9 protein-coding genes are annotated in these 14,006 nt (G+C 32.7%); 6 read left to right on the top strand and 3 right to left on the bottom strand.

Annotated features, from left to right (window positions below; translation table 11 throughout):
• Positions 1 to 39: 39 nt before the first annotated feature.
• From EA412_02145 to EA412_02165, 5 genes are read left to right on the top strand one after another with little or no spacing between them, the layout of a single operon-like run.
• Positions 40 to 2,358 carry an Rv1355c family protein gene (locus tag EA412_02145; protein ID TVR82069.1) on the top strand — a complete coding sequence of 773 codons (2,319 nt, stop codon included), beginning with the start codon at positions 40 to 42 and terminating at the stop codon, positions 2,356 to 2,358.
• Positions 2,359 to 2,365: 7 nt separating this feature from the next.
• Positions 2,366 to 3,070: a hypothetical protein gene (locus tag EA412_02150; protein ID TVR82070.1), complete on the top strand. Its 705-nt coding sequence runs from the start codon at positions 2,366 to 2,368 to the stop codon at positions 3,068 to 3,070.
• Positions 3,071 to 3,119: 49 nt separating this feature from the next.
• Complete coding sequence (locus EA412_02155) at positions 3,120 to 5,366, top strand: GHKL domain-containing protein (GenBank protein ID TVR82071.1); 2,247 nt, start codon at positions 3,120 to 3,122, stop codon at positions 5,364 to 5,366.
• Between the two features lie 9 nt (positions 5,367 to 5,375).
• A complete protein-coding gene (locus tag EA412_02160; GenBank protein ID TVR82072.1) occupies positions 5,376 to 6,476 on the top strand; it encodes a hybrid sensor histidine kinase/response regulator in 1,101 nt (366 codons plus the stop codon).
• A gap of 35 nt (positions 6,477 to 6,511) precedes the next feature.
• The gene (locus tag EA412_02165; GenBank protein TVR82076.1) at positions 6,512 to 6,919 is read left to right on the top strand and encodes a response regulator; all 408 of its coding nucleotides are present in this window, start codon (positions 6,512 to 6,514) and stop codon (positions 6,917 to 6,919) included.
• An 8-nt stretch (positions 6,920 to 6,927) separates the two neighbouring features.
• Here the strand turns inward: EA412_02165 and EA412_02170 are convergent, their stop codons facing one another.
• Entirely contained in the window at positions 6,928 to 8,262 is a 1,335-nt protein-coding gene (locus tag EA412_02170) for an NADP-specific glutamate dehydrogenase (GenBank protein TVR82073.1), read from the bottom strand.
• Positions 8,263 to 8,680: 418 nt separating this feature from the next.
• A complete protein-coding gene (locus EA412_02175) occupies positions 8,681 to 10,078 on the bottom strand; it encodes a DASS family sodium-coupled anion symporter (GenBank protein ID TVR82074.1) in 1,398 nt (465 codons plus the stop codon).
• A gap of 638 nt (positions 10,079 to 10,716) precedes the next feature.
• Here EA412_02175 and EA412_02180 point away from each other — a divergent pair.
• Positions 10,717 to 11,361 carry a PorT family protein gene (locus EA412_02180; GenBank protein ID TVR82077.1) on the top strand — a complete coding sequence of 215 codons (645 nt, stop codon included), beginning with the start codon at positions 10,717 to 10,719 and terminating at the stop codon, positions 11,359 to 11,361.
• Positions 11,362 to 11,535: 174 nt separating this feature from the next.
• On the opposite strand, the gene EA412_02185 is transcribed toward EA412_02180, so the two are convergent.
• Positions 11,536 to 13,383 (bottom strand): hypothetical protein, encoded by a 1,848-nt coding sequence (locus EA412_02185; protein TVR82075.1) that lies wholly within the window; start codon positions 13,381 to 13,383, stop codon positions 11,536 to 11,538.
• Positions 13,384 to 14,006 lie beyond the last annotated feature (623 nt).

A 14,006-nucleotide genomic window follows, 5' to 3' on the forward strand; every position in this document is an offset into this window, starting at 1 on the left:
GCTTTAAAAATTATAAAATTACCCGCTAAACCATTGAATATGTTTGATATAAATCAAATAATTAAGCAGAAATCCGTTGAAATGAAATCTGAACAATTGGTCTGTAAACCAATTATTTTGAGATTAACTAATAATTCAGATTTTGATGATTTCAAAAGAATTATTCAACAAAAAGAAGTAAAAGTCTCTGATAAAATAAATAATCAACTAAAAGAATTAATAAAAATACAGAACCCTCTTGTTAAATTAAATGAAGCTGAATATATAAAAAAAATTGAAGAACATTTAAATGGTATAAGTATTTATAAATATGGGGCTTGGGTATTTTATCCATGGCTAAACAAGATTGTTCACATTTTGGACATCGACGAGTTTATAGATTTAAGAACAAATAGAAATCAATACAAAATCACTCGAGAGGAAAGAGAAATTTTATCTAAGAAAAAGTACGGTATTTTAGGGCTGTCAGTTGGACAATCTGTTGCCGTTTCATTATCTATGGAACGAAGCTTTGGAGAGCTACGCATTGCAGATTTTGATACGCTTGATTTATCAAACCTCAATCGGATTCGTTCAGGAGTTCAGGATTTGGGTTTGTTAAAAACGGTTTCAACGGCAAGACAAATTGCAGAAATTGACCCCTATTTAAATATAAAATGCTTTCATGAGGGAATAAATGAAGAAAATATTGAAGCTTTTCTATTAGAAGGTGGGAAATTAGATATTTTAATAGATGAATGTGATGGCTTAGATTTAAAAATTATTGCCAGACAAGCAGCGAAAAGACACAAAATTCCTGTCATAATGGAAACAAGTGACAGAGGAATGATCGACATTGAGCGTTTTGATAATGAACCCGACAGGTCAATAATGCACGGTTTGATAAATCACCTGGATTTAAACCCAGCTAACCTTAAAAGCCTTACCAATGAAGAGAAAATTCCTTATATGTTACCAATGCTTGGCATTGATACAATGTCAACCGGTTTAAAAGCCTCAATGCTTGAAGTTGAACAAACAATTAGTACATGGCCACAATTAGCTTCGGATGTAATTCTTGGAGGTGCAATTTCAGCAAACGTGTGTCGCAGAATTGCACTTGGTAAATTTGATATATCCGGTAGGTTCTTTATTGATTTGAATGAAATTATACATTCAAACAGTCCTCATAAACATAATTTTAAACAAAAAAATGAATCAACTAAGCTAAAATCTGAGACTAATACTGATTTTCATATAAGTAGCTTTACTAAAAGTGATAATCAAAAATCATTAACTGAAGATGAGTTGAATTCAATAGTTGAGTCTGCTATTTCAGCTCCTTCCGGTGGAAATAGTCAACCTTGGAAATTTGTTTATGAAAATGATTTTTTGTATTTGTTTTTAGATAAATCAAGAGGAAGGTCCTTCTTAGATATTGACTATACCGGTTCCTATTTAAGCCTTGGAGCTGCTTCAGAAAATATTAAACTTTTTTGTTTAAATAATTCTATTGGTGTTAACATTAAACTTTTTCCTGATAAAGAAAATTTAGATTTAGTAGCGTTATTCAGTTTTTATGATAACCCTGAAGTAAAATCAGGTATTGAATTTGAAAAGAAAATAGCTAATCATATTTTCAAGAGACTTACAAACAGAAGAATAAGTACAAGAAATAAAATTTCTGATAAAATTATTTCTGAAATTCAACTTTCTGTAAATAATATGACGAATATAAATTCTATTATTATTTCTGATGAAAATAAAATGAAAGATGTTGCTAGTATTCTTTCTAAAACAGACCGTTTATTAATAACAAATAAAAATGGACATCATGGCTTTATAAATGAAATTAGATGGTCTGATAAAGAAGCTAGTGAAACAAAAGATGGTATTGATATAGCAACTATTGATTTAACTGCTGGCGAAGCAGCTGGTTTTAAAATTGCCAAACAATGGAATGTTATAAATACATTAAATAAATGGGGTGGTGGTAGTGTTTTTGAAAAACTATCTAAAAAAGGAATTGAAGCTGCTTCTGCCATTGGCCTAGTAACTACTAACAATTATAGTTCTAGTCATTACTTTAATGTCGGAAGAGCAATAGAAAGAATATGGCTTACGGCAAATGCAAATAATGTTGCTTTTCAACCAATGACACCAATAACTTTTTTACTTCACAGACTTAACTATTCAAACGCTGAAGGATTAACAAATAGTAATCAATTAGAACTTAAGGAGTTGGAAACAAAACTATTTGATATATTTAACCTTGATAAAGAACATCCCGTATTTTTATATAGAATGTTAATAGCAGATGAACCAGAAATTAAATCATACAGAAAGCCTGTAAATGAAGTTTTAATTACCAAGAGATAACTAATTAATGCTCACTAAAAATATTAAAATACAAGCATTTAGAGCCATTCACGATAATAAAAAATGTGAACAGTTTTATAATGGCCATATCAATGTATTAAAAAGTTATGGAATTGATCCAATTAGTTCTGCTCAAAATGCCTGGTTTTACAATCCTGAAGTATATGCTATAATAGCTTTTGAAAATGATACATGTATAGGTGGTGTAAAATTACATAAAACAGGAGGCACACAAGCTTTACCATTAGAAGACAGTATTGGCTTCATGGATGAAAGAATTTATGACATTGTAGATAAATACAGTAAGTCCGGAGCTGCTGAAGCTTGTGGTCTCTGGAATTCTCGTGATTTTTCCGGATTAGGACTAAGCAATATCATGATGATAGCAGTAGTAGCTACTGCACATCAATTAAACATAAAAACCTTATTTGGAATAACTTCAGACCACACTGAACCACTTTTTAGAAGTTTTGGATATCGTGTAATAAGATCAATTGGTTCAAACGGAAACTTTTCATACCCCACCCCTAAATATCTTTCGCGTGTAATTAAGATGAATAGTAAAACTTTATCTTCTGCAAATCCGTATAACCGAAGAAATATTTTATCTCTCAGACAAAACCCAAAGCAAAAAATGATAATATCAAATTCAAAAGTTAAAATTAATGTTGAATTTGATATTACACTAAGTATGGCGACTTCATCCATTTAGGATTTACTGTTTTACGGTTTTAAAAAGAGATTTTGAAACATCTTAAATAATGAAAAAGATTTTATTAGTACTTACATTATTATTCAATTTTTTATCCTACTCTGAATCAAAAACAATTGTAGAAGTAAATAATGATGATTATTCTATAAACGTTAGTAGTTCTCTTTATATAAAAGTTGATAAAGAAAATGAATTCAGTTTTGATGACATTAAAAATTCTAATAATTTTGTCTTAACTGATGAGAAAATTCCTAACCTTGGGATATCCCGTTATTCTCTTTGGGTAAAATTTCATTTAAAAAATAATACCTCAACTGAAAACTTATTACTAAGTCTTCCTTACCCAATTTTAGATTATGTGGTGTTATATCAAGAGATTGATGGAGAATATCAAATTCAAAAATTAGGAGAATATGTTCCTATAACCGAAAGAGAGTATAAACATCAAAATTTCATTTTTGATATTCATCAAAAAATAGGCTCTGTTTCAACATACTATATCAATATTAAAAGTAGTGAACAAGTAATGTTACCATTAACTGTTGGCACCTCAAAAGCTATTTTTCTCGAAAATGCAGGAATAGAAATAATAAATGGTGTTTACTTTGGATTAGTATTAGTAATGATATTTTACAATCTATTTATCTTTTTCTCTGTAAAAGACAATAATTACATTAAATATGTTGGATATATTATATTAATAGGACTTACTCAAGCTAGTGATCAGGGGTACACATATCGATTAATTTGGCCAAATTACCCGGAATTTGCTGGTTTTATGGTTACTACTTTTCCGGTTCTAGTTGGTGTAGCTGCAATGCTCTTCATGAGAAGCTTCTTAAACACAAAACAACACTTACCAAAATCTGAAATAATTCTTTTTTTCCTTATTGGAATGTACTCTACTTCTATTTTTTTTAATTTAATTGGTTATCCTCAAGAGGGTTATAAACTGCTTCAAATTACAGCAATCATTGTTTCTATCTTTATGTTTGTAGTTGCCTTTAAGATTATGAAAAAAGGATATAAATCTGCCAAATTTTTCCTATTGGCCTGGTCTGCTTTTTTAATAAGTGTGTGTGTATTTATTATGAAAGATTTTGGCATTTTACCATATAATAATTTTACAAAATTTAGTTTACACATTGGTTCAGGAATCGAAATGATACTTCTTTCTTTTGCACTTGCAGACAAGATAAATATCATGAAAAAAGAAAAAGAGGAGTCTCAGGCAAGGACATTAGAAGCTTTAAAAGAAAATCAGCGAATAGTAAAAGAGCAGAATATTGTATTGGAGCACAAAGTAAAAGAACGTACCGGTGAGTTGGAAAAGTCAAATTTAAATTTAAGTAAAACACTGACAGACCTTAAAGAAACTCAAGCCCAGCTCTTAGATTCAGAAAAAATGGCTTCTTTAGGACAGTTAACTGCCGGAGTTGCTCATGAAATCAATAACCCAATAAATTTTGTCACTTCCAATATCAACCCATTAAAAAAGGACATTAATGACATTGTTGAGCTCATTCATTTATATGATTCACTTAAAAATGAAGAAGCAGAAAACATACCACAAAAACTAAAAGAAATTAAAGAGTTTGAAGATGATATTGAAGTAGAATTCTTACTCGAAGAAATAAATATGCTTTTAAAAGGTATGGAAGAGGGCGCAACTCGTACGGCTGAAATCGTGAAAAGTCTTAGAACATTCTCAAGGCTTGACGAGTCAAATTTAAAGAATTCTGACATAAATGAATCTTTGGAGTCAACTTTATTACTTTTAAAGAGTTCTTTTGGTGATAAAATTGTAATTAATAAAAATTATTCCGAACTTGAGCCGATAGAATGTTACGCTGGCAAACTTAATCAGCTGTTTATGAACATTTTAAACAATGGAATTCAGGCTGTAAATGAAAAAAAATATAGTGGAGATGAGCAACCGACAATTGCTTTGAAAACTGAAAAGGTTGATGACTACGTCTTAATTAGCATAGCAGATAACGGTATAGGAATGGATGAAAACACTAAAAAGAAAATTTACGACCCTTTCTTTACTACTAAAGATGTTGGAAAAGGAACCGGATTAGGCATGTCTATTGTTTACAACATTATTGAAAAGCATGAAGGTATGATTGATCTCATAAGTGAACCGGGAAAAGGAACAGAATTTCGAATTTTTATTCCCAGAATGCACGATAAAGAAAATGAAGACACTAAAAAAAGCGAAGCATATTTACAGTTAAAACAAAAAAGAAAAGAAAAACTACGTGAAATCGTAAAAAAGAAGACAACCACCTAAAACCCAAAAATGAAACCTGAGAAAGCGAAGATACTTTATGTAGATGACGAAGTAAATAACTTAATTAGCTTTAAAGCAGCCTTCAGAAGAGACTTCGATATAACTACAGCAGAATCCGGTCACGAAGCGCTCAAAATACTTAAAAATGATACCTTTAAGGTTATCATCAGTGATCAACGTATGCCCAATATGATGGGTGTAGACTTTTTTAAAGAAGTCTTAAAAAATGGCAATAAAGCTGTTCGAATTTTACTTACCGGATATGCAGACATCAGTGATGTGATTGCTGCCGTAAACCAGGGCCACATTTTTAGCTATGTCTCTAAACCCTGGCAGGAAGAAGATCTGAGAATAATTATTAATAATGCAATCAGATATTATAACACTGAAAATGAATTAGCAGAACGTAACATTGAACTTGAAAAGGCGTATAAAGAGCTAGAGAAGTTTGTATATAGTGCCTCTCATGACTTGAGAGCCCCATTAGCTTCAGTTTCCGGACTGATTAAGTTGGTGAAAATGGAAAATCAGAACCCAAGCAGTGCTGATTATCTCGAAAAGATTGAAGGTAGTATAGACAGACTCGAAAAGTTCATTGAAAATATCATTAGCTACTACAGAAGTGCTAAAATGGAAGAAAAAGTAGAGATAGTCGATTTTGAAACATTAATCGACGAGACGCTCGAAATTTTCAGATATTTTGAAAATGCTTCTGAAATAGAGTTTGTTAAAAAAATCAATGTTTCCGGCAATAAAGAGTTTAAGAGCGATGAAGACAGGATTAAAATTGTAATCAATAATCTTATTTCTAATGCTATTAAATATCAGGAGCCGCAAAGAGAAAATAAAAAAATTGAAATTGATGTTACGGTTAATGAAGATTTTGCAGAGATTAATATTTCAGACAATGGTATTGGTATTAATGAGAAAAGTTTAGAAGAGATTTTTACTATGTTTTACAGATCTACTGCCCGAAATTCCGGTTCAGGTATTGGATTATACATAGTGAAAGAAACAATAAACAAAATGAATGGTGAAATTTCCGTTCAAAGTAAATTTGGAGAAGGAACAACTTTTAAAGTTAAAATTCCTAATCTTAATAAAGTATAAAAAAACCGTGTAGAATGAGCAACCTAAATAAAAATATGCCTCTGGTGATGCTTATCGATGATAATGAAATCGACTTATTTCTAAACAAAAAGTTTTTGGAAGTCGCTCATATCAGTAATAATGTTATTTCTTTTAGTCACGCAGAAAAAGCATTACAATATTTAACTCAACAAAAAGACAATTTGTATGAATTGCCTGATATAATCTTACTGGATATTCAAATGCCTGAAATGAATGGTTTTGAGTTCCTGGAAAAATTTAATGCATTTTCAGATAAAGTTAAGCGGAAAACTTCTGTAATTATGCTGTCATCTACTATTGATCCGATTGATATTAAAAGAGCTAAAGACTATTCTTTTTTAATCGATATACTTACCAAGCCCCTTAACCCTCCGGTTCTTAAAGAAATTTTAAAAAAAGAGTTAAAACTGAATGCTGCATAATCTCTTTTTTAAACGACACCATCATTTAACATTGATTCAGCTATTCGCTTAAAAGCATACTTTATTGCTCCTTTTTCATAATTCACGTAATTCTTTTCCTGACCTTCAGAAATACATTTTTCATGTATGTTTTCCATCGTTTCCTTTAACAACTTATCTACTTTTTTTGTACCCCAATTCTGAAAAGTTGCATTTTGTGTAATCTCTAAGCCGGAAACATATACACCTCCGGTGTTTGCAGCAATATCCGGCACAAACAAAACCTTTTTTTTCTGAAATAAATCTATCGCTTCTGAGCTACAAGGCATATTTGCACCCTCAGCAACTATCCGAATGCCGTTTTCAATCAACTTTTTAGCATCTGATTCATCTAATTCATTCTCTGTAGCACAAGGTAAAGCAATATCAGCTTCAAAATCCCAGGGCTTCTTTCCTTTTTTATATTCAAAATCTCCGGAAGCTGCTATCTTTTCCAAAGACAACTTTTCAACTAACTTTTGTTTCTTTATTTTTTCTAAATCTTTTTTTGTAAAACCTTTTTTAGAATAAATTACACCCCCTGAATCAGAAAGGCTAAGCACTTTTCCCTTAAATTCCAATATTTTTTCCGCAGCATGTAAAGAAACATTTCCGGCACCGGATAACAAACATTTTTTATCTTTCCAGTCCTCCCCCATTTTTTCAAGCATGGCATTTACAAAATAAATTAACCCATATCCTGTAGCCTCAGTTCTTAGCTTACTTCCTCCGTTTTCTACAGATTTTCCGGTCATAGTACCGGTGAATACATTATTAATTTTACGATAATAAGCATACATATATCCTATCTCACGACTCCCTACACCCATATCTCCGGCGGGTACATCTGTCAACTGACCAATATAGCGATGCATCTCTAACATAAAACTCTGACAAAACTGCATCATTTCATTGTCTGACAAATTTTTCGGATCCAGGTCTGCTCCTCCCTTTCCGGCTCCCAAAGGAAGCCCGGTTAAGCAATTTTTAAAAATCTGTTTAAAAGCCAAAAACATAAAAGTGTCTTCATCTACATCTTTATTAAAACGAAGACCTCCCTTATATGGTCCCAGATTGCTGTTCATTTGAACCCTGTAACCTCTGTTGACTCTAACTTTTCCTTTATCATCAACCCAGTTGATTCTAAACTTAATACTCCTTTCCGGAATAATCAGGCGTTCTAAAATAAGATTCTTTTTGTATAAATCACTTGAGTTTAAAACCGATTCCAAATAAGGTAAATATTTACTGAAACTTTGTCTATACTTCGGTGAGTCAGGGTATTTTGAATCAAAATACTTAAGTAGTGAATTGCTTTTACTCATATCATTCTTATATATTTAATAAATAGTTGTATTATACAAACCCCTTATGATTAAAATTGTTTAAAAGAGTAGTACAGCTTGTATAAAAGCAGAGAGACCAATACACAAATTTAAAATTTCATGGGAGAAAAGCCAGAGGAAAGCTTGAAGTATAAAGTTTGAGGGGGGGATGATGGAAAATGTAAGGGAGAATTCTTAGACCTTTACTGCCACTCAGAGGAGTAACAAATGCTTCATCTTTAAGTCTCCATCGCGTCTAAATAATTCTCCAAACTTTTTTTCCGGTAGCAGCCCCAGCGTGAGGGATAGTAGCGGAAAGCCCGCAGCGACGGAGGAGTGAGGACTTGGAGCGAATAGCACGACCCGGAGGGGCACGCCCAAATACTCTTTCTACATAATATTTAACTTAAAAGCCTTTCTACACAAAGAAGTATACCCATATCAGTACTGAGATTATGGAAACTATAGGAGCAATCAATATTAGAAAGATACCTCCCGGACGAAACTCTTTTTGTTCAATCAATCCTGTCGCATAAGAAATGGCATTAGAAGGGGTAGAAACCGGCAAAAGCAAGGCACAAGAACAGCTAAGGGCTACTATGACCGGAACGGAAATTCCCCATACGGCAGGCAGTGTTATGGCAAGCGGAATTAATATAGATGAGGCGGCAGTATTACTCATTACATTTGATACAAGCACAGCTATATAGGCAAACATCACAGCAATTACAAATGTCGGGATATCCATACTTTTAACTTCTTGCATAATGATCTCCGCAAGTCCAACCTGTACCAGCGCAATACCTAATGCCAAACCTCCTGCGACCAGCATGAGCGTATCCCACGGTAATGAGCGAACATGTTCGGCTGTTACTACTTTGGTAAGCGTCAGCAATACTATTGGCAAAGCTGATGTACCGGCAACCGGAATGCCATGCAACGGCTCTGTCAGCCAAAGCCCTATGGTGACAAATAATGTGATGATTACAGCAATTCGGTGGGAGGGTTTAGCATCAAAGCTACTTTCCTTAATCGTACTTAAATCAATTTGAGTGCCTTTCAAGGCAAATCGCCTGGTAAGAAATAACCAAAAAAGCCAAACCATCAAAATGGCCATTGGAAATCCAAAAGACATCCATGCAGCAAAAGTGATTTGAACACCAACTTCCTGAAGTGCACCCACGGCAATTGCATTTGGCGTACTGCCAATAATTGTACCGATTCCACCAACAGAAGCGGCTGCCGGGATACCAATCAGTAATGCGCGGGAAAAGGCAGCTTCTTTGCCAATCAATAAAATAAGTGGTAAAACTGAAGAAACCATCATGGCCGTTGTCGCTGTATTCGACATCACCATGCTACCTAAGGCAGTTGTGTACATCAGCCCCAATAACAGCTTTTGAGGTTCTTCACCAAAACGTTTGATGGTAAAGCGAAAAAGCGATTTGTCCAGACCAACCACACTCATACCTTTTGCCAGAAAAAAACCGCCTAATAACAGCCATATTACATTGCTTGTCCAGGTACTGATATAAGTATCAACCGGAAAGGATTCTTCTATAATAAAGTCTGTTCCAAATCCCAGTGATAACATTGCTATCAAAAATATACCTACAGAAAATGGCGGAATAGACTCAGTAACCCACAAACCAATAGCAAGTACTGTAAGGAAAAAAACAAAATTTACGGACTCGCCATATTCCAATCCACTGAATAACCAAGTTAATATCAGTGCTAAAACGGCATTTCCGATAAAAGTTGAGGTGTTGAAAATGAGATTCATTCGCAACTTCCTGTATAAGGACTTAAGTTTCATTCTGAAGCAAAAATACGGAAAATGCTAAATTCTTTTACTTTAGTCTTTTTAAAATCTTCTGAATACTTCAAATGTTTACTTATTAATATTAAAATTTGCTTTCATGATAAATTGACTTTTAGTGGTCAACCCATATCATGTACTTTCTATAAATATTTATCCAAATCCGGTTTCCTCAATTTTAAAAATCAAATCTGAAAATAGACTGGAAGCAAAAAATTCAATCTTTGATTTGTAAGGAAGAAAATAATTGCATTTTCAACACACTTACCATTTTCAAAAGATTTAAGCTTTCTAAAAACCGGTATCTGTCATACTCAAATAAAAACTGCAGATAATACTAATAATCAAAATATTTTAAAGCATTAAAACATTAATACTCTCCTATCCTTACTTCTTCTCTTTTTAATCAAGCTTATCAATTCAGGAAACACTTAGACTGAATGTAAAAAAGGTAATATCAGATATATCTGAATTCAAATAAGCTTATGTAAAAAAGTTATTTCACTACACACACATAGACTCCAATCAGATATGTATGAAAGATGTAACTATTATACGGAGAAATGTAACTTTCAAGCCATAGTATGGGTGTAACTTTGAACTGTGAAAATTTATTCACGCTTAAATCTAATATTATGAACTACTATTTAATTTTTATCACCGGACTTCTATTTCTGGTTTTTGGAGCTAATGCAAATGCTTCAAAAATGGATACAGATCAAAGAGAAGTTTTTGCTTTTGGTATAAAAGCCGGATTCAACTACTCAAATGTTTGGGATTCAAGAGGACAAGAGTTTGATGCAGACCCCAAATTTGGCTTTGCGGGAGGTTTTTTTGCAGGAATTCCTCTTGGAAGAACAATTGGTCTACAACCTGAAATTTTAATCTCACAAAAAGGATTTAAAGGATCGGGTACTATTTTGACAGCTCCTTATACTATAAAAAGAACCAAAACCTATATTGACATTCCACTTCAGTTACAAATAAAGCCGGTGCAACATGTCACTTTTTTAGTAGGTCCGCAGTTTTCTTATTTGTTAAAGCAAGATGACGTCTATACTTTTGGTTCAAACAGCATTTTAGTAGAAGAAGAGTTTAAAAATGACAATATCCGTAAAAACATTCTGGGTTTTACTGCCGGGATTGATTTTAGTATTTCACATTTTGTTTTATCCGGAAAATACGGATGGGATTTTCAAAACAACAATGGTGATGGAACTTCTTCGACTCCACGTTACAAAAACCGCTGGTTACAGTTAACAGCCGGATATATATTTTAGACTTTAATGAAATTATTTGAGCTGACAATTGAAAAACTCAAATTCAAAAAACTTTAAGACCAAGCAAATTGATTCAATTTTTTAGGCTTTAATCACAACAAAAGTTTAATAATATAATCTTAGAGTATTTTATAAAAGCAGAACAGCCGATAAAAAGCTGTTCTGCTTTTTTTGTTATTTACCTTTGAATCGTAAAGCCTCAACACGATTAGATTGCACCGTATACACATACTCAGAATCACTACACCATGATATTCCCGAGCGTCTTCTTGAATTACTAATTTCCCCTAATTTAGAAAGATTTTCCGAACTTAAAATCATAAGAGGATCGGAAGGAGAAATAGGGTGGACAATCAGCTTTTCATTTTCAAACAATACATCGGCATCAAAACCGGTACTTGTGTTTGCAAACATTGCACCGTTATCCGGATTTATTAATGCAATCCCTCTCCTTTCCCCTATTGCAAAAACCTGATTGTTATAAAGTTGTAATTCTTTTATAGTTCCTGTAATTCTCCGAAAATCATGATTATTAATCACTTTCCCTGTCTTTAATTCAACGACATGAATTTCATCATCTTCTGCAACAAATAATTTATCATCGCCCAAAACCCAATTTGTTGTAACACCTCTTCTACCCAATTCAAGTTCCCAAACGAGTTCGCCTGATTGCGCATTTAAAGCTTTTACTCCTTCCCTACCGTCAAAGCTAATCAATACTAATCCATCTGTAATAGTTAAGTTATTTACTTTTTGCCTTGAAAATTCTGAAGATGTCCAAAGTAGATCACCTGTTTCAATATTATAAGCTTCAACTACAGCTCTGAAGTTATTCGGCTGCCTGTTGCCCGCACTTACTCCCAATGCTAAAATATTTGATATTACATATCTGTATAAAATCCCATCTTTTATTACAGGAGAAGCAAACTCAGAAGCGGGCCCGTACCCCATATACCCTAATAATGCGTCATCACCACTTGTAGTTTCAAATAATGCTGTACCACTTTCAAAATCAAATATTTCTATTTGGTTGAAGTTTAAAATAATTAACCCATTGTCAAGTCTGATATCAGGCAGTAAAGGAATGTGATCAAAACCTCCCGGCTTTTTTTTCCGATAATTTTTACTGTAAGTCGATTTCCAAATAATGTTACCTGTTCTTGTGTCAATTCTGAGAATATCCTTACTCAACTGATAAAGAGTTTCTAATCCGGGAATAGTTGGTAACCAAACCGGATTCCCTCCAAAAGTTAAAATGTGCTTAGATTGCTCATCATACATAATATGGGATAAACCCGCCGCCGTTTCTTCTACTGTCCACATAGTCTCTCCATTATTCAAATCAATATAGGCCAGGCCAAAAAATGAGTTAACCAGTAAAGCATTTACTTCCGGTAAAATTTTAATCATATTGTTAACATAAAACTCCGGGTAGTCAGGCAAGGAAACCGGAAAGGGAGGTGGTGCCGATGATGAAATACTATTCAATGCAGATAATAATTCTTTAGCGCCATCCATGCTCCACATTAATTCATCATTACTCCATTTTTCATTACCCGAACTCAATTCTATTAGTGAAATAACTTCTTTATTAGCCTCCCGGTAATCAAATCGAAGAACACTGTTCAAATGAGGCACAGGTATATGTACGACTTTCTGTAAGGCTTCTAAATCATCAGCTAAGGTAGACTCATTATTACCCCTTCCTCCACCTATGGTTATGCCACCCGAACGACTTCCTCCAAACTGCAATCCGCCTCTTCGTCTTATTTCCTTACATTCTGCATCGGCTAATTTTTTGCCTTCATTCTTTTGAAAAACTTCTATACCCAAAGGGTTTAAGAAAGCTACATTGTTTTGGGCATGATTGCTAAAAATAGAAATAATAGGAGCCGATTTGTTATCATGATACTTAACTCTTGCTTCCCATGCACTTTCAAAACCATCATTCGCCATTGAAGAAATAGCCGTAAAAGCGAATACAAGTAGAAATAGAAATTTAATTGTTCTTTGTTTTTTCATTAGTTTTTAATTTTTGATCGGTTTATAAAATCAATAAAGCATTACAGTTCAAAAGACTTTGATACACTTTCATTAAATCTTGAATAAATACTTACAATTTGTATCTTTTAATACTATATAATTGTGATTTCCATGTAGTTATGAAACTTATTAATGAGGGCAATAATAATTAATTTTTATTTAGATTAAAAATTATCTTATAAATATTGGAATATATATTTTATTTTTCTTTTTATAATTTTACTCATTATGAGCATATAAAAGTATCCCTTAAACTACTCAAACTTCAAAAGAGAATATTTAACGTACAATATAATACAGAATGTTAAACAACTATATTGAGAATAGCTATTTACACTTTGCATTTATTGAGTAAGTCTAAATATAAGCTTCATTTTGAAGTCCATGATAAGTTTTAAATGTTTTGGCTCCAACCTAAATTGTTTGTTCATTAATCGATATTAAATAAATCTATATCGTCCTGTAACCAATTCCTAAACTAAATCTAAAGGGTATTTTATTTTTTTCAGAAAAATCCTGTCTATAAAACTCTTTATTTTTTTTAAAAGTCTCTATTTTTTCATAACTTAGTTTTATGAATATTAAATGTAAATTTAACAACT

The sequence above is a fragment of the Chitinophagaceae bacterium genome (assembly GCA_007695095.1).
Classification (GTDB): Bacteria; Bacteroidota; Bacteroidia; order Chitinophagales; family REEL01; genus REEL01.

Coding starts and splice junctions, on each gene's coding strand:
- EA412_02145 (TVR82069.1), top strand. CDS start 40: ATGTTTGATATAAATCAAATAATTAAGCAGAAATCCGTTGAAATGAAA.
- EA412_02150 (TVR82070.1), top strand. CDS start 2,366: ATGCTCACTAAAAATATTAAAATACAAGCATTTAGAGCCATTCACGAT.
- EA412_02155 (TVR82071.1), top strand. CDS start 3,120: ATGAAAAAGATTTTATTAGTACTTACATTATTATTCAATTTTTTATCC.
- EA412_02160 (TVR82072.1), top strand. CDS start 5,376: ATGAAACCTGAGAAAGCGAAGATACTTTATGTAGATGACGAAGTAAAT.
- EA412_02165 (TVR82076.1), top strand. CDS start 6,512: ATGCCTCTGGTGATGCTTATCGATGATAATGAAATCGACTTATTTCTA.
- EA412_02170 (TVR82073.1), bottom strand. CDS start 8,262: ATGAGTAAAAGCAATTCACTACTTAAGTATTTTGATTCAAAATACCCT.
- EA412_02175 (TVR82074.1), bottom strand. CDS start 10,078: ATGAAACTTAAGTCCTTATACAGGAAGTTGCGAATGAATCTCATTTTC.
- EA412_02180 (TVR82077.1), top strand. CDS start 10,717: ATGAACTACTATTTAATTTTTATCACCGGACTTCTATTTCTGGTTTTT.
- EA412_02185 (TVR82075.1), bottom strand. CDS start 13,383: ATGAAAAAACAAAGAACAATTAAATTTCTATTTCTACTTGTATTCGCT.